Here is a 16953-nt window from a genome sequence, read left to right on the forward strand (position 1 = left end):
GTCGAAGCAGAACCGGCGTTCATCCCGAAGGCAGCGGCAAGCGGCGAACTGACTGATGTCCATGCCCGGCAACAATCCGGAAGGCCCGACCTCGCCACAGCGGCGTTTCGCTGTCGACGTCGTAAAGAAACTGCGGGCAGCGGGATTTCAGGCACTGTGGGCCGGCGGGTGCGTTCGCGACGCGATGCTCGGCCTGCCGCCGAAAGACTACGACGTCGCCACGGACGCCAAACCCGATCAGGTAATTCAGTTGTTCGGTCGACGGCATACGGTTCCCGTCGGAGCCAGTTTCGGTGTTGTGATGGTGCTGGGACCGACCAAAACCGCGGGCCAGATTGAAGTCGCCACGTTTCGCACCGACGGCGAGTACTTTGACGGTCGGCGGCCGGCGGAAGTGATATTCTGCTCGCCCGAACAGGATGCGCTGCGACGCGATTTCACAATCAACGGCATGTTTATCGACCCGCTGTCTGGCGAAGTCATCGACTTTGTCGGCGGTCGCCGAGATCTTGAAGCACGAGTGCTGCGCGCCATCGGTGACGCCCGGAAGCGATTCACGGAAGACAAGCTGCGAATGCTGCGTGCCGTCCGGTTTGCGGCGACATACGAATTCCGAATCGAACACGACACGCTCGATGCAATTTACCACCTGAGATCCGACCTGACTCAGGTCAGTGCCGAACGCATCGCTCAGGAACTGCGTCGGATGCTGGGCCACGCGTCCCGTGCAGTTGCCGTCGCGCTGCTGCATGATACGGGACTGCTGCCTGTGATTTTCCCGGACGTGTTCACCGACACTCCGGAACGCACGGCGTCGTTCCTGGCCTCACATTCGGTCATCGCGGCGCTGCAGCAGGCGACATTCGAACCCTCCCTGGCGGCCCTTCTGGATTCTCGGCATCAGGTGCAGGGTTCAAAACTCGCTGATCGTACGCTGGCGGTTCGCCGGGAATGTGGCCGGCTGCGGCTTTCCAACGACGAAACGCAGTGCGTGTGCTGGCTTGTCGATACGGCTCACGTCTGCAGCCCGGCGGAAGCACAGCCGCTGCATGTCCTGAAACCGATTCTTGCCGACACGCGCCGGAACCTTCTGCTGGACCTGCTGCGTGCGCGGCACGCGGCGGGAATCGACAGCACCGACAACGCTGAATTTCTGCGGGCCTACCTGCAAACGGTGCCGGAAGATCAACTCAGCCCGGCTCCGTTTGTCACCGGAGCCGATTTGCAGCAACTGCAGGTTTCTGCCGGACCGATCTTTAGTGACCTGCTGACCACGCTTCGTCATGAACAGCTTGACGAAGTCATCACCAGCCGTGAATCCGCTCTGCAAAGACTGCGGGAACTGATCGCCCGACGCGAAACGGACGATCGATAGAAAGCCGCAGTTTTCCAGCGACGAGCGATCTTCAGTCCGCGACAGCTGCGGCACTATCAGAGCTGCGGATCTGCCGCCAGTCGGTAGCGTTCCAGGGTCACATGCGGCCACTCATGATGTTCACCACGGACGAAGCCTGCTGACTCGGCAATTTCCCGCATTTCGGGCAGCGAGTTTCGGTTCAGGTCGGTATCGGTGGCGATGGCGATCCAGAACGTCTTGTCGGGCAGCGGACTGCTCAAGATGAAATCACGGTACAGCGGTCGCATGCCGAGGGAATCATTCCAGACGAACGGCAGTCCCAGCCTGGGATGTGTCGACTCGATATAGAACCGACCGGCCCGGCAGGCGGCGTTCTCCATCAACAGCGAATCGTCCGGGTGCATCGGCACCATGTGCGATTCCACCAATCCGCTTTGAACAAAGATGGCTTCACCGGGCCGGGAGTATTCGGAAATGAACCGACCCAGCTCCTTCCATTCAGCATCGGTGGGGTCGCCCAGTCGTCCAGGTTGCCATGGGGCCACCGGAGCCAGCGCCCACGACGAAATTAGCAGGACAGCGGTGCCGGCGACCGCAGCAGGCCAGCGTCTGCCTCGGCGCAGAACCAATGCCATCAGGCACGCTCCCGCCGGAACACACGCGACGCGGTAGCGTGGATTGGCAAGACTCGGCAGGTCTCCGGCGGCAAGGACGGCCAGCATCAGCGCCGGTAACAGCGAACACGCCAACAGCAGCGCCGCATCCCGCTTCATCGGGAAACGCGGTTCACCAGATGAACGTCCCGCCAGACAGGTCACGATCCATCCCGCCGGAAGCCCCAGCCACCACATCGGCCCGATGAATCCCCGGAGCGTCTGGTCGTCCGCCATGTAGTTCAGATACTCACCCAGATCGCGCAGCCGCAGGACCGACGGTATTAGCGGCAGGCAAACCAGCATCAGAGCCAGCATGGCGACCAGCCAGACGGAAAAATGCAGTCCGCGATTGCGTGTCGCCAGACAGCGGCCGCCAACGCATGCGGCAGCGATCACGACCAGCAGTCCCGATGTGTAGTGGGTCCACAACAATCCAGCGGCCGACACTGTCCAGAACATCGCGCGTGTCATGGAAGCAGGCAACGTCAGCCACCGCCAGGTCGCTGCCACGACGACTGCCGACATCAGCAGCACAAGTCCGTAGCATCGGGCGATCCGAACTTCGTCGAGTGCCTCCGGATGCCATGCCACCAGCACTGCGGCAATTCCGCCCAGCAGAGGATCGCGAAGTCGAACACCGAATGAAAACACCACCAGCACTGTGGCAATGTGGCACAGTGCTCCGGGCAGTCGCAGCGCCGATTCGCTCTTTCCAACGACCTTCAGTGACAGTTGCTGCAGCCAGCTCGAAAGCGGCGGTACGGCGGAATAATCCAGACTTCGCGTCAGCAGACTGCCCGGCAGGTCAGAATCGATGACCCAATAGGAAACATGCTCATCAAGTGCCAGGGGCGCTCCGCGAAACATCGGCAGCATCAACAGCACACTGCTCAGGCAGGCAAACACCAGCAGGCACCGCCCGGCGATCGTCGCGGCGTCCGCGGACTTCAATCCGCCTGCGGAATCAGACGCGGCCGACGCCCGACTCGACGCGGACGGTTCTGCTTGTGAGTTATCCGGCACGGTGATGAGTTCTTCCCAGCGACGTGATCGCGGCGCCGGATTATTTCATTCACCACGCAGGCTGTGAAGCCACGCGGCGATCACTGACCATCGCGAACAAAACGGGACGGCGCGTGTCGCGCTTACAATGCGACAGAACCGACAGCCAGCTCGTCCCGCGCATCGCGCCGACGGAATCAGTGCCGCTTGCGAACCATCGGCCTTCGCACGAGACTCCTGGCCGAACGGATCCTGAACCCGGCATCTTCCCGAACTGGCGAAGCGACCTCATGGCGAAAGACTGCATCTATGTGATCGACGTGTTCAACCTGATGTTTCAGGTCTTTCACGCGATCCCGCCAATGACGGGAACTCAGGGCCAGCCGACGAACGCGGTCTTCGGTTTCACTCGCGACATCTTCGCGATTCTCGACAGGCAGCCGACGCACCTGCTGTGCGCGTTTGACAGTCCCGGCGAAGGTCGGCGCAATGAACTCTATGCACCCTACAAGGCGAACCGCGATGAGATGCCGGATGACCTGCGACCCCAGATTCCCCTGCTGAAACAACTGCTGGAAGGTTTCGAGATTCCGTGCGTGCAGGTTGAAGGCTGGGAAGCGGACGACGTCATCGCCACCGTAACGCGACAGGCGACGGAGCAGGGCATCGATGTCGTGATCGTGTCAGGAGACAAGGATACCAGGCAGCTCATCAGTCCGTCTGTCAGGATCCTTAACAATCGCAAAGGCACGTTTCTGGACGAAGCCGGCTTGCTGGACGACTGGGGCATTCGTCCGGAGCAGGTCATCGACTATCAGGCTCTTGTGGGGGACAGCGTCGACAATGTTCCGGGAGTTCCGCTGGTCGGTCCCAAGAAAGCCAAAGCACTCCTTGAACAGTTCGGAACGCTGGATGATGTGCTGGCGAATGCCGACAAGGCTCCTGGAAAAAAACTCAGCCAGAATCTTGTCGAATTCGCCGATCTGGCGCGGATCAGCCGAGACCTGGTGACACTGCGAACGGATCTGCCCCTGCAGATCAATTTCGAGTCCGCGCGCGTCAGCGAACCGAACCGGCCGGCTCTGCGCGATCTGTTCACGCTGCTGGGATTTCGCCGCTATGCCGGAATGATGCAGGACAGTCCCGGCAACGATACTCTGCATGAACCGCAGCACTCCGTAACGGTCCTGTCGACCCCGGCAGCGTTCGAACAGACCGCAGAACTCTGGACGACGTCACGCGACGTATTTCTGTCGGCCACGTTTGCGCCGAGCAATCCCCGACACCGACGCTGCACCAGCATTGCGTTCGCCTTTGACAGTTCACAGACGTGGTATGTTCCGTTCTCCGAATCTGATTCCGCGTCGGCCGCGCTGGAATTGTGCGTGTTGCGCCGAATTGCCGAATTTCCGGGAACCGTGATCACCGACGATGCCAAGCCGCTGCTGCAGACTTTGTTGCGGCAACAACTCACCGACGTTCCGTCGGTTCGCGACTTGTCCGTGGTGGACTACCTGCTGGATGCCGGCGCCCGCGCTCACGATCTTCGTGACGTCGCGGCCCGTCGAGCGGCCCCGAATCCGCTGGACGCCGTCGATTCGGCGGCCGGCAAACCTCAGCAGCAATCACTGTTCGACGATGCCGGCACGGAAACCGCAGCCGCGGCCCGCGCCGATGCGCGATTGCAAGCTACGCAGATCATCGATCCGGAGATGCTGTCGGCACTTAAGGAGGACAACCTGCTGGCGCTGTACGAAGACCTGGAACGACCGCTGATCAGCATTCTGGCACGAATGGAATTCACCGGCATCACGGTCGATGTCAGCGAACTGCGCACGCAGAGTCAGCAGGCGAAGATTCGCGCCGACGAATTGACGGACGAGATCTACGAACTCGCCGGTCGGCAGTTCAACATCGATTCGCCCAAACAGCTTTCCGAGATTCTGTTCACGGAGCTCGGTCTGCCGGTCATCAAGAAAACCAAAACAGGCGCCAGTACAGATCAGGAAGTTCTGGAAACGCTGGCCGCCATGCATCCGCTTCCCGAACGCATCGTGGAACGTCGCCATCTGACCAAGCTGCGGGGAACCTACCTGGATGCCCTGCCGCGACTGGTGGACCGCGAAACCGGCCGCATCCATGCCGGCTTTCATCAGACCGTCGCCGCCACCGGACGGCTGAGTTCCAGTGATCCGAACCTGCAGAACATTCCGATCCGCACGCCCGAGGGACGCCGAATCCGCCGTGCTTTCACGGCCGGGGAAGACGGCTGGACTCTGTTGTGTGCCGACTATTCACAGATCGAATTGCGGATTCTGGCGCACTTCAGCGGCGATGCAGCGATGTCGCACGCGTTTCGCGAAGGGCAGGACATCCACACTGCCGTCGCGGCCGAAGTCTTTCATGTCGCACCGTCCGAAGTCAGTTCTGATCAGCGCCGAACCGCCAAGGCGGTCAACTTCGGAGTCATCTACGGACAATCCGCGTTCGGCCTGGCGGCTGCGCTGGGCATCGAAAAATCAGAAGCCGCCGCCTTCATCGAAAGTTACTTTGAACGTTACCCGGGAGTCGCTGCGTTCTGCGAACAGGTGCTGACGGATACTCTGCGCACCGGTTTCGCAAGAACCATTCTGAATCGGCGCCGGGCGATTTCGGGGATTCGCAACACGTCCGGCATCCAGCGAAACATGCCCGAGCGAACGGCCGTCAATACCGTCATTCAGGGTTCCGCAGCGGATCTGATCAAACGTGCGATGATCGACGTCGATTCCGCCCTGCAGACGTCAGCGCTGCGAGCACGCTTGCTGATGCAGATTCACGACGAACTGGTGCTGGAAGTTCATGAATCGGACGTGGCCGCGCTGCGAATACTGGTCGTCGAAAAAATGCAGTCCGCGATGAAATTCACCGTTCCGCTGGTTGTTGACGTAACGACCGGACGGAACTGGCTGGATCAGGACAAACGCATTTGACAACCGCCCGGTAAACGCGAAGACTTTTAAGCGGAACAAACCTGTTTCCACGCGCCCAAAGCATCTGCAGCAGGCATGCCGGCGGGAAGCAGGGCGTACGGCGGTCCTCCGAGACCGTTGAGTTCTGATGAAAGATTACCGACAGGCTCGGAGACCGGTCGCAATAAGAGTCTGCATGCTGGAGTGCGTTCGATGAAGAAGTGTCGGCGGTGTTCAAAGCCTGCCACTTTGCATATCACGGAAATTCATGACGGGCACGCGTTCGCAATCCACCTGTGCGAAAAGTGCGCAAGAGAATATCTGGAAGACGAAAACGACGGCGGTGATTCCAGTCCCGCCGCCGAGCTGGCGGCAAAACTCGAACAACTTGTCTCGGAAGAGGGCGAAGATGCGCTGGCGGCTCTGCAGTGCCCGAACTGCGAACTGACATTCAACGAATTTCGCGAACGCGGCCGACTGGGGTGCCCCACCTGTTACCAGGAATTTCGGCAGGAACTTCTGCCGTTGCTGCAAAACATCCACGAAGATTCCCGCCACGTTGGAAAGCGGCCGCTGCGGTCTCCCGAACAGACGCCGGAGCAGGCCGAAGTCATCCGGCTCAGGAAACAACAGCGGGATGCCGTGGAACGCGAGGAATATGAACGAGCGGCCGAGTTGCGAGATCGCATCGCCGAAATCGAGTCAATGCTGCACCGCATGCCGGGAGGTGTTCCCAAGCCACCGGCGTGAACAGACTTCAGGCAGAAATTGTCTGTCCTCAGCAGCTCGAAACAGCCGCTGACCGCGCGGAATTCCTCCGTATCCGCGACAACCGCCGCACTCGCCGCGCGCTGCCTGAAACACGCTTCGTCACCGCCGGGCGATTTGCGATTTCCGGCCCGGAGCACAATACTCTGCGCTAGGTGAAGTTCCCGGTGACACTTCGTTTTTCGCCTTTACGAAGGGCTGCAGCGAAACGCTCGCGGATGCGTTACAATGGCAGTCTCTGAAGGGTGACTCGTCGGCGGCGTCTCCGGTCCCGGGAATTCGGCGTGAACCTCGAAGTCACGAAACCGGACTCAGGGCCGCCCGGACCTGCTCGGTCTGTCGACGTGATCCGGTCGCTGTCTGTTCTGAAGGTCCTCCAAAGAAGGAATCAAAACCGTTGGCTGAAGATGGAGCAAACTCCTTTCGTCTTTCCGATCTGGCGCAGACCAGCGGGCAATGGCTGAAAGGCGACGGACCGGAATCCGACATCGTGATTTCCAGTCGCATCCGGCTGGCACGCAATGTCGCCGGTTTTCCGTTTATGTCGCGAGCCGACACGGACATCCGCCAGCAACTGGTCGATTCGCTCAGAACCACCGTGCTGGCGGTCACTCCCGAACATCATTTTCACTTCGTCGATGTTGCCGCGCTGGATGAACTGGATTCTCAGCTGCTGACCGAACGACAGCTCATCAGCCGCGAACTCGCCAGGTCGGAAGGTCCCCGCGGCGTCGCGATCGGCGAAGGCGAACACGTCAGCGTCATGCTGAATGAAGAAGATCATCTGCGAATGCAGGTGATTCACAGCGGCTTCGCGCTGCAGGAATGCTGGCGCACCATCAACGCTCTGGATGACGCGATCGAGTCGCATACCGCTTTTGCGTTCGACGAGGAACTCGGTTATCTGACCGCATGCCCGACCAACGTCGGCACCGGAATTCGAGTCAGCGTGATGCTGCACCTGCCCGCTCTGAGGCTGACGCGCGAGATTCAGAAAGTTCACCAGGCATCACAGAAAATCAATCTGGCGGTCCGGGGTCTTTACGGAGAAGGCAGCCAGGCGATGGGCGACTTCTACCAGATTTCGAATCAGATCACTCTGGGCAACAGCGAACAGGAACTGATCGACAACCTGTCCGAAGTCGTCCCGAATATCATCCGCTACGAGCGTCGAGTGCGTGAGCTGCTGTGCCGCGACAACAAGGCCACACTGGACGACCAGGTCGCGCGAGCTCTGGGAATTCTGACCAGTGCGCGTTCCATCAGTTCGGAAGAAACGATGCACCTGCTGTCCAGCCTGCGCCTGGGAATCAACCTGGGAATTGTGCCGAACATCAAAATCGCAACGGTCAACGAACTGTTCATTCACACGCAGCCGTCGCACCTGCAGAAACTCCACGGCGGCCCCCTCAAGACCGCCGACCGCAACGAAGCCCGAGCCGACTACCTGCGCAAAAGGCTCGCGGCGTCGAACTAGGCAGTCGTGTGCCTTCCCAGGCAAGTCAAGCAGCTCGCCGCTACTGTGTACGAGCGATGGCAGGCGTGCCCGACTTCAAAATATGCGTCTACTCGGAACTCGGTCACAACTACGTGCCCCGTGCTGACGAATGACTGCTCCATCGGCGATGATCCTGAAACTTCATGTGCCCATCGCCGGGCCGCCCTCAAGAGCGCCTTCGCCAGCGGCAATACACAGACATCGTCGCCAACATGATGGCGCCTGCCGCGGCACCAGTCAGAAGCGCATACGAAGGACCGGGCATACCGAATCCACTCAACACCATGGGAGAGCCGACCGGCGTCGAAATTGGTTCCAGAACCTGCGGAATCCGGTCCAGCAACCATCGGTCGATTTGGGTGACGGAGCCACCGCGACAGAACGTCAGCAGGTACGGGTACAGGATTCCGCCGCTCGGACCAACAGATGTGAAGGAATACGTCGCGTATCCCAGATAGACCGGCAAAAGAAAGAACACTGGCAGTAATGTGATATGACTTGCCCATCGAATTGGCGAACCACCGCATACGGCTGGCCAGACAGCAAAAAGTGCGAGTCCCGTTAGAAGCAACCATTCAAAGACAATGCTCGCCCAGTACCAGCGAGCACGGCGCCAGCGTTGCCAAAACTGCTGCTCAGCGACGATGCGGTAGGCCATTCGCTGGACGCCTTCGCCCGTCAGTGCGCGGGCTCGCTCGGAGTCGATCTCTCCAAGTAGTGCCGGCAGATCAAGTCGCCTGTCAGCGTCATTCCGCAAGCGGGCGTACGCCGTCGTCGCAGGCGTTTCGTCACCACGGTTCGCCGCCTCTTCCAGCAGCGAGACAACTTCTTCAAATTCGGCCACAACGTCCGCTCGCGGAACGCGGCGGATATCGCTCCCTTTCATATGAAGTTGTTCGTAGGCGACCCATTCGTGGTCCACGAGGTAAACGGCACCCATCCCGGCATCTGCAACCTGCGGAGAGAGGTTAACGTCCGCTGCAATCTTCCAGAAAACGTGAGGATGACCCTCACGCACGGGTGCCATGCGCGGTGCCAGAACTGCAAGACCGACAGCTACGATGAGCGAAATGAGACCAACTGCTGAACAACAGGCCCCAACGCGAATTCTCGGATACTTTCGATCGGCCACCATCGGCGTATGACTCTCTCAGGTCGAAGAAGATGACTTGACCGCAGTGCGAATCGAGAACATATCGATTGCCCGCTTTGGTCGCGACCCATCCGCATACGCTCTCTCACGCTCATGCCGCCTTGATTTCTCTCCGGTCTGCCGGGCATTGAAATGAGATTCTGCGCCCGATCCGTCATTGACTTTGCTACCAGGGACGCCGAAATTTATATCCTGCCTGACGGCAATAAATGATGGATCCCCTAAGATGAGTCTTCCTGGGTCACTGAGAAAATTCGCGTCTAACATTTGACTGGAGACCATCCAATGCAGTCGAGTTGTTGCTCGGGACGGAACTTCAATGATCGGCGGCGAGGTATCGTGGCGTGGCGTGTCGGTCCTCGAGTACTTGCCGCAACCATCGTCGCTGCCGCCATGAGTTTTTTGACCGGCAGCACTCCTGCTGACGTCATTACATTTACAAGTCGATCCGCATGGCTCGCGGCAGTCGATCAGACGACGATGCAGACGGCCGACTTTGAAGAGTTTACAGAGGATGTCCGCTTTGTACCTGCCCCCACCGGGGTAGGAAGTGTGGATGCAGGACCATTTTCGCTGGCAGCGAACAAGATCCTTGGCACCTCCGAAATTCTTTTGCCAAACCGTGTGGACGTCGCTCCGTTTCGTGGATCGATCGACCAAACGACAAACAACGCGTATGTGTTTGTCGAGCGCGACAGTAACCTGGAAGTCACACTCACCTTTGACTCACCGGTATTCGCATTCGGCGCTGATTTTGACAGAGTCAACGGCGCTCCTGGTGAGAGGCTGGACCTCGTGTTGACTGGAGCAGGCTCGCCGATACTTCAGGCGCCTGACGACGACACCTTCTTCGGTTTTGTGTCCGATGGTGGTCTCGTCAGCCAGTTGGTATTTCAAGCCCGAACCGCCAACGGCACGCAGAGCGGTACTGGCTTCGGCCTGGACAACGCATCGGTCGCTTTCAGCGCGAGTGCAGTGCCGGAGCCATCGGGACTGCTGCTCGTCGCTGCAGCGGGTTTCGGTTTCATCATCCGGCACCGCGTTGTGAAGCGATCGGTGCAGCGATGATGGCGCGCCTCATTCTTTGGCGTTCTGGACCAGACGACGATCCCGATAGCCGTCCACGCTCAGGTTCCCGTCCTCGCGGATCACCACTGTGACGGCTCCCGCGTCGCTGGTGAACAGGATCGACTGTGACGCAGCGTAGACCTTGTGCAGGTAATCGCTTGCCTGCGAATCGCGGGCGCTGACGATGACGTGGTCAGGATTGACGGCGTTTGCCAGGTCCGTCGTGTTGGCGGTCTTTGAACCGTGGTGCGGACTGATCAGCACGTCGACATCACCCATCCGCGGCAGCAGTTCGTTCAACGCGTCGCCTTCCAGATCGCCTGGAAAGCAGATCGTTCGGCCGGCAGACTTCAGCAGGACCAGCAGACTCTTTTCGTTGTCCTCGATATCCGGCGGCAGTGCGGACAGGTCCGCCTGAAACAGTGTCAGTGTCGCTGAGCCGAAACGACACGTGTCTTCCGTGACGGCAACACGAACCGGGACGCGGCGACTGTCGGCAACCTGCAGTACGGCGGCCGCGGCGGGCGAGTCGTTGTGCAGAAAGTCCTGCGCGAGCAGCAACTGACCGACCGGCATGCGATGCACGATTCCTTCCAGCGCGTTGAAGTGATCCATGTCGGCGTGCGAGATCAGGATTCCGTCCAGTCGACGATAGCCGCGATGCCACAGAAATCGGCAGACAACGTCGGCGGCGCGGTCACCGCGGTTCATGGCGCCGGCATCAATCAGCAGCACGCGACCGTCGCCGGATTCCACAACCGCGGCGCTGCCGTGTCCCACGTCCAGCACGGTGCAGCGCACGTCCGACGCCTGTGGCAGCTGACCATTAATCGCGAATGCAGCAATCACAAGGCTCAGCACGGCAATGATCGATGCCTGCCGGACCAGCGGACGCCAAGACACAACAGCCGTCACCAGCAAGACGTAAAACGCTGGAACGAACCACGGCGGAAGATCGGCGATGTACACATGTCCGACGTTCCACCGGGCTGTGGCGTGTACAACGGCCAGCAGAATCTGCAGAGCCCCGGAAAACAAGACTCCCGGCAGCGGCGCGGCAATCGGCAGCAGAAACCCGGTCAGCAACAGCGTGAAGCCCAGAACCAGAGCGACCGCTGTAAACGGAATCAGCAGCACATTGATCAGCAGTCCGACGGGTGAGACGACATGGAATTCCGACGCGACGAGTGGAGTCGTCAGCGCCAGAATGCACAGCATCTGCCGGTATCGCAACACCAGCCGCTTCGCGATGACTCGACCGACATCGCGCAGCCGGTCACGCAAAGTCAATGCGTCCGGCGGAGCTTCCCGATCGGTATCGTCGTCGGCATTCCGGCTGGACACCCAACCGAGCGCCGCGACGGAGAGAAACGACAGCCACGCTCCCGTGTCGAACACCAGTTGCGGCTGCCACAGTAACATGACGATTGCCGTCAGGCTCAGCAGTGACGTCGTCGAGACTTCGCGACAGGCAAGTTGTCCGGTGACAAACAGCAGAAAGAACACCGTAGCACGAACCACTGACGGTCGCAGGTCGGTCACCAGCGCATACAGCACACAGATGACCGCGGTGACGAGGAGTGCTTTGTTCCACGGCACGAGCAGCAGGTGCAGCGTTCGCATCAGAAACAGGCACAGGATTCCAACATGAAGTCCGGAAATCGCCAGCAGGTGCATGGCTCCGCTGGAGATGAATGCAGTCTCCACGTCGCTGGTCAGTTCGTTGCGATCGCCCAGCAGCAGTGCCATCGCCACGCTGCGAGATTCGCCCGTCAGTTGCCGCTGCAGAATCGACTGCGCCTGGTGCCGCAGCAGCGTCAGCCAATACCCGGATGACGTGCGGCCTGCGGCGTGGAGAACCTCGATCGCCTGCGCGTGATCGATGTAGATCAGCCCCGCCGTGTCCTGACGACGCAGGTATTCGGGAAAGTTGAATTCTCCGGGATTACCTGGATCAACCGGCCAGTCCAGAGTTCCCGTCAGCCGGATAATGTCGTCGCACGTCAGGCCCGCCGCCGCATTTCCATCTACGTAGACCCGGCAGCGGCCGGATACGGAAACATCGCCGTCCATCGTCGCGATGCTCAGGACGTCGACCAAAAACCGAGTCTGTTCGTCGGAACCATAGATCCGCGGCGACAGCAGCGATGCCGGCCGCAGATGAACCACAGGAACAGACGATATCCGCGCCGTAAGTCGGACCGTGACCGACCCGTTTTGACACAGGTCTCGCAGCGGCTGACGATCGGATTCGACGGCCGACACGTTCCATCTCATCGCACCGGCCAACAGCATCAGCAACAGGACGGCGATGGAAGCCACCCGCGGCCAGGCACGCTTCATGGAATACATCGCTGCCGCAATCACGATCGCAGCAGCAATCAGCACAGCATTCCCGGACACCGCGAACCGTTCGGCAGCGACAATCCCAAGAACGAACGCGATGGCAACCGCAGCACTCGCCGGAATGGCGTCGGTGCCCGTGTTCGCAAGATCCGTGTTCGCGATGCCGGCGTCCGCGTCGACCGTGTCGGCTGCGCCCGTCTCGGCGGTGGAAATCTGGGAGTCGGGCTGCAAAGTCATCAATTGCGTCGGCGCGGGCGTTTTTCCAGCATGGGCTGCAGCTCCTCAACGAAGTCGTTCACATCCTGAAATTCGCGATACACCGATGCGAACCGGACAAAGGCGACCTTGTCCAGATCACGCAGCGCGTTGAAGACCATTTCTCCGATCTGGCGGGACGGAACTTCGCGAACACCATCTTCATAGACGGACGCTTCCACGGCCCCGACAAGCTGATCGATCTGCTCGTTGCTGACCGGACGCTTGAAGCACGCCTTTTCAATTCCCGCGCGGATCCGGCTGCGATCAAACGGAACCCGGCTGCCGTCCTTCTTGATGACTTTGACGGGAGATTCTTCGATCCGTTCGTAGGTCGTGAAGCGGCGTTCGCACTTCAGACATTCGCGACGTCGACGAATTGAGAAATCCTGGCTGTTTCTCGAATCGATGACTTTGGTTTCGTCGTGTTGGCAATAGGGACATCGCATGTCCGGCAGGACTCCGAAGTCGGCGGGCATTCCGGCTCTGTCTTCTCGCCGCAGTCAGCCCCGGCGGCCGGATCATAGCAGGCGGCTTAATCGGATGGACAGTCTATCGAGGCGGCAGGAACGGAGCGTCAGCGTCGTAAGATGGATTCGGCTGCGGCATGCGGGCCTGCATCTGCGACTGCCACTGCTGAAGTCTGCCACGAAGCTCGGACAGCTTTTCGGGATGCGATTCGCTCAGGTCGTTCCGCTCACCCACGTCGCCGCGCAGGTTGTAGAGTTCCGCCCGGTCGAATTCGTACAGTTCGATCAGTTTCCAGTCACCGTCGCGCATCGCGGCGCCGGGAGTCCACGTGGACCCGTGGTAATGCGGGTAGTGCCAATACAGCGGAGCATGCTCAATTTCCCGTTCGCCTTTTAGCAGTGGCAGCAGACTTGTGCCGTCGACGTGGAGTTCCGGCTGCAGCGGCAGGCCGGCCAGTTCCAGAATCGTCGGGAAGAAATCCGTGCTGATGACCGGCTGATCGCAGGTGCTTCCGGCAGTTGTGACGCCGGGAGCTCGAATGATGGTCGGTTCGCGAATTCCGCCTTCGTACAGCCAGCCCTTGCCGGACCGCAGAGGCAGGTTGCAGGTCGGGCCTTCGCGAGCCAGCGTACACAATCCTCCGTTGTCAGAGAAAAAGATGACAGCCGTGTTATTGGCGAGTTTCAGTTCGTTCAGAGTCGCCAGCACGGATCCCACACTGTCATCGACGGCCGCCACCATCGAAGCATAGTCAGCGTTGTCCTGGCGACTTCGTGACATCCCGCGCCATTCGCGAATCGGTTCAGCCGGTTCCGAGAACTGCTCCTTCGCCCGATCCTGAAACTGCGGCAGTCGCTTGCGATAAGGCTGAATCGGAGAATGCACGTTGTAGTATGACAGGTACAGCAGAAACGGCTGCTGAACGTCGCGGTCTTTCAGAAACCGGATTGATTCTTCCGTCAGTCGTTCCGTCAGGTACTCACCGTCGTGAGCGGCCTGCAGATACGGGTTCTTCCACGGAGCGTAATAACCTCCTGGCGGCGATCCGACATGGAAACCTCCGATGTTGACATCGAATCCCTGATCCGTGGGAAGCGACCCTTCGCCGCCAAGATGCCACTTCCCGGCGAAGAATGTCTGATACCCATTCTGCTTCAGAACTTCCGCGATCGTGACTTCTTCCAAAGCCAGCGAATCGCGATCATCGATCTGCTGAAACCGCGGGTTGTAGGCACGATCCGCCGTGGACCCCGGAATCCAGTCGGTAATGTCAACGCGCACCGGGTGCCGTCCCGTCATGATGCTGGCGCGAGTCGGAGAACACACCGGACACGCGGCATACGCATCCGTGAATCTCATTCCGGTTGCCGCCAGAGCATCAATATTCGGAGTCTCGTGGAAGGTGCTTCCGAAGCAGCCCAGGTCCGCCCAGCCGAGATCATCGACAAGGAAGAAGACAAAATTCGTCCGCGTCGACGGCTCAGCCCCGCCGGCAAGCGCCGCCGCAAACATCACGGACATGGCAACCAGGTACGGAATCGTCTGTCTCATGGGAACCTCGCGTCGTCATGCGTGATCGGGCACCGCGCCGGCCCGATTGGTGGCGGTGGAGGGAACAAAAAATTTCAAAAACGCGTGGTTCGTTTGCCGTACCACGTCGTCTTTGAATGGCAGCGAGTGTTCGGAAAGTCAGCCGTCGCGCGATCAAAAGCCGACCGAACAACATCGAATGTCTCCGCGGCCAGTATGATACCAGGGCACATCATCGGCACGAAGCAGCCCGGTAACAACCTTCGACGCACCACCTGCGATGAATCAGCCACACCCGCCATCGAACCACCGACCGGACCTGGAACAGTACCGCACTTATCTTCAAGTCCTTGCGGAATTGCACCTGGCTCCGGAACTTCGAGGCCGCGTCGACGCTTCCGACATCGTGCAGCACGTCATGCTGAAGGCCGACGCTGCCGTCGGTGATCTGAAACAACCGGATCCGAAATCTCTGAAAGCGTGGCTGCGAACAATCCTCACCAACGAACTCGTCGATGCCTTTAAATTCCATCATCGAAACCGCCGCGATGTCGACCGGGAACGCTCAATCGCCGCAGGCATCGACCAGTCCGCGGCGGGTCTCGACGCATGGCTGGCCGCTGCGAGATTTCGGCCCAACGGGCCAGCCGTTCCTCCAGCCTGGGGCATCGCCCCAGGTATGCGGCACACAAAACACAGAGTCCCAACGGGACGGCCATTCAAAATGGCCGCCCGCATCACATTCGTTCATCATCCCGCGTCGGACCACGGCCGGACGGTCCGTGGCGCATCGGGCAACGCGATTGTGATGCCATCGATTGCCGGCCCGCGATAATCGGCGCGGTGGTGTGGTTTCGGAATCGCCGCACGAACGGCCGTCCCCTTGGGACTCTTTCGCACGTGGTGGCCCGTTACCTCGCACGTTGTGCCAGGCTGGATGAATGGTCGTCCCGCTGGGACTCAGCTCGCCTCATTCGTACTACACTGACGCTCTCTGGCTTCGCCCCTCCGACATCTCGATTCAGTCCGCCCAACACACCCGCAACGCATTGGGACTCCGCCATGACCGACGCACCGGACCCGCAATCGAACGACGAACTCGACGAACTCATCGCCAAATGGATGGAAATGGTCGAACAGAATCCGGACGCCGACCGGGAAGCCTTCATCGCGGCTCATCCGGACTACGCAGCCGGCCTGAGACGCCACTTCGAGAACGAAGACCGTTTCAACGCCGCCACGGTCCGCCAGCAGCAACCCGGCGAACCCCGCGACGACGCCGAAATCCGCCGCCTGACGGGCACCGTCATCGCCGGACGCTACAAGCTGCTGGAATTCATCGCGGACGGCGGCATGGGAACCGTCTGGGTTGCCGAACAGCAGGAACCCGTCAAGCGGCGAGTCGCCGTGAAGCTGATCAAGGCCGGCATGGATTCCAAGCAGGTCATCGCTCGCTTTGAAGCCGAACGGCAGGCGCTGGCTCTGATGGATCATCCCAACATCGCCCGAATTCTGGACGGCGGAGTCACCGAACAGGGCCGGCCGTTCTTCGTGATGGAGTACGTCAAGGGAGTCCCCTTCACTCAGTACTGCGACAAAGGCGACTGTCGCTGACCGAACGTTTGGAACTGTTCGTACCGGTGTGCCGTGCCGTTCAGAGTGCTCATCACAAGGGAATCGTCCACCGCGAAAGCGTCCAACATTCTGATCTGTCTCTACGACGGCAAGCCGGTTCCCAAAGTCATCGACTTCGGCCTGGCCAAGGCTCTGCATCAGCCGCTGACGGAAAAGACCCTGTTCACCAGCCACGGCCAGATGGTGGCACGCCGCTGTACATGAGCTCGAACAGGCCGAAGTCAACAACCTGGACGTCGATACGCGGACCGATATCTATTCTC

General features: G+C 60.0%; 14 protein-coding genes. 9 read left to right on the top strand and 5 right to left on the bottom strand.

The features are described from left to right. Window positions 1-61: 61 nt before the first annotated feature. Window positions 62-1375: a CCA tRNA nucleotidyltransferase gene (locus tag R3C19_16955; GenBank protein ID MEZ6062032.1), complete on the top strand. Its 1314-nt coding sequence runs from the start codon at window positions 62-64 to the stop codon at window positions 1373-1375. 56 nt (window positions 1376-1431) lie between these two features. Here the strand turns inward: R3C19_16955 and R3C19_16960 are convergent, their stop codons facing one another. Continuing rightward, entirely contained in the window at window positions 1432-3036 is a 1605-nt protein-coding gene (locus R3C19_16960) for a glycosyltransferase family 39 protein (GenBank protein ID MEZ6062033.1), read from the bottom strand. 269 nt (window positions 3037-3305) lie between these two features. Here R3C19_16960 and polA point away from each other — a divergent pair, with 269 nt between their 5' ends. From polA to R3C19_16980, 4 genes are all read left to right on the top strand, one after another. Then, window positions 3306-5987, top strand: a complete 2682-nt coding sequence (polA, locus tag R3C19_16965; GenBank protein ID MEZ6062034.1) for a DNA polymerase I — start codon at window positions 3306-3308, stop codon at window positions 5985-5987. Between the two features lie 192 nt (window positions 5988-6179). Beyond that, a complete protein-coding gene (locus tag R3C19_16970) occupies window positions 6180-6716 on the top strand; it encodes a UvrB/UvrC motif-containing protein (GenBank protein MEZ6062035.1) in 537 nt (178 codons plus the stop codon). After that, on the top strand, window positions 6713-6889 hold the full coding sequence (locus R3C19_16975) for a hypothetical protein (protein MEZ6062036.1): 177 nt from the start codon (window positions 6713-6715) through the stop codon (window positions 6887-6889). The genes R3C19_16970 and R3C19_16975 overlap by 4 nt, the downstream gene beginning before the upstream one ends. Window positions 6890-7131: 242 nt before the next feature. Next, entirely contained in the window at window positions 7132-8211 is a 1080-nt protein-coding gene (locus R3C19_16980) for a protein arginine kinase (GenBank protein MEZ6062037.1), read from the top strand. 187 nt (window positions 8212-8398) lie between these two features. Here the strand turns inward: R3C19_16980 and R3C19_16985 are convergent, their stop codons facing one another. Continuing rightward, window positions 8399-9259, bottom strand: coding sequence for a hypothetical protein (locus tag R3C19_16985; protein MEZ6062038.1), 861 nt, complete (start codon window positions 9257-9259; stop codon window positions 8399-8401). A 519-nt stretch (window positions 9260-9778) separates the two neighbouring features. Between R3C19_16985 and R3C19_16990 the strand changes: the two genes are divergently transcribed. Continuing rightward, a complete protein-coding gene (locus R3C19_16990) occupies window positions 9779-10453 on the top strand; it encodes a PEP-CTERM sorting domain-containing protein (GenBank protein ID MEZ6062039.1) in 675 nt (224 codons plus the stop codon). Between the two features lie 9 nt (window positions 10454-10462). Here R3C19_16990 and R3C19_16995 read toward each other — a convergent pair whose 3' ends face one another. From R3C19_16995 to R3C19_17005, 3 genes are all read right to left on the bottom strand, one after another. Beyond that, window positions 10463-13036, bottom strand: a complete 2574-nt coding sequence (locus tag R3C19_16995) for a DNA internalization-related competence protein ComEC/Rec2 (protein ID MEZ6062040.1) — start codon at window positions 13034-13036, stop codon at window positions 10463-10465. Further along, a complete protein-coding gene (nrdR, locus tag R3C19_17000; protein MEZ6062041.1) occupies window positions 13036-13533 on the bottom strand; it encodes a transcriptional regulator NrdR in 498 nt (165 codons plus the stop codon). The genes R3C19_16995 and nrdR overlap by 1 nt, the downstream gene beginning before the upstream one ends. Before the next feature lie 73 nt (window positions 13534-13606). Beyond that, window positions 13607-15076: a sulfatase gene (locus R3C19_17005; protein ID MEZ6062042.1), complete on the bottom strand. Its 1470-nt coding sequence runs from the start codon at window positions 15074-15076 to the stop codon at window positions 13607-13609. A 259-nt stretch (window positions 15077-15335) separates the two neighbouring features. On the opposite strand from R3C19_17005, the gene R3C19_17010 reads away from it, so the two are divergent. From R3C19_17010 to R3C19_17020, 3 genes are all read left to right on the top strand, one after another. Next, window positions 15336-15890, top strand: a complete 555-nt coding sequence (locus tag R3C19_17010) for a sigma factor (protein MEZ6062043.1) — start codon at window positions 15336-15338, stop codon at window positions 15888-15890. Window positions 15891-16117: 227 nt separating this feature from the next. Further along, window positions 16118-16669: a protein kinase gene (locus R3C19_17015; GenBank protein MEZ6062044.1), complete on the top strand. Its 552-nt coding sequence runs from the start codon at window positions 16118-16120 to the stop codon at window positions 16667-16669. Between the two features lie 33 nt (window positions 16670-16702). Continuing rightward, complete coding sequence (locus tag R3C19_17020) at window positions 16703-16894, top strand: hypothetical protein (protein MEZ6062045.1); 192 nt, start codon at window positions 16703-16705, stop codon at window positions 16892-16894. Window positions 16895-16953: the final 59 nt, after the last annotated feature.

The sequence above is a fragment of the Planctomycetaceae bacterium genome (assembly GCA_041398785.1).
Lineage (GTDB): Bacteria > Planctomycetota > Planctomycetia > Planctomycetales > Planctomycetaceae > JAWKUA01.

Bases quoted from the DNA above. Each gene is read 5' to 3' on its own strand.
- R3C19_16955 (MEZ6062032.1), top strand. From the start codon at position 62: ATGCCCGGCAACAATCCGGAAGGCCCGACCTCGCCACAGCGGCGTTTC.
- polA (MEZ6062034.1), top strand. From the start codon at position 3,306: ATGGCGAAAGACTGCATCTATGTGATCGACGTGTTCAACCTGATGTTT.
- R3C19_16970 (MEZ6062035.1), top strand. From the start codon at position 6,180: ATGAAGAAGTGTCGGCGGTGTTCAAAGCCTGCCACTTTGCATATCACG.
- R3C19_16985 (MEZ6062038.1), bottom strand. From the start codon at position 9,259: ATGGCACCCGTGCGTGAGGGTCATCCTCACGTTTTCTGGAAGATTGCA.
- R3C19_16990 (MEZ6062039.1), top strand. From the start codon at position 9,779: ATGAGTTTTTTGACCGGCAGCACTCCTGCTGACGTCATTACATTTACA.
- R3C19_16995 (MEZ6062040.1), bottom strand. From the start codon at position 13,036: ATGACTTTGCAGCCCGACTCCCAGATTTCCACCGCCGAGACGGGCGCA.
- nrdR (MEZ6062041.1), bottom strand. From the start codon at position 13,533: ATGCCCGCCGACTTCGGAGTCCTGCCGGACATGCGATGTCCCTATTGC.
- R3C19_17005 (MEZ6062042.1), bottom strand. From the start codon at position 15,076: ATGAGACAGACGATTCCGTACCTGGTTGCCATGTCCGTGATGTTTGCG.
- R3C19_17010 (MEZ6062043.1), top strand. From the start codon at position 15,336: ATGAATCAGCCACACCCGCCATCGAACCACCGACCGGACCTGGAACAG.
- R3C19_17015 (MEZ6062044.1), top strand. From the start codon at position 16,118: ATGACCGACGCACCGGACCCGCAATCGAACGACGAACTCGACGAACTC.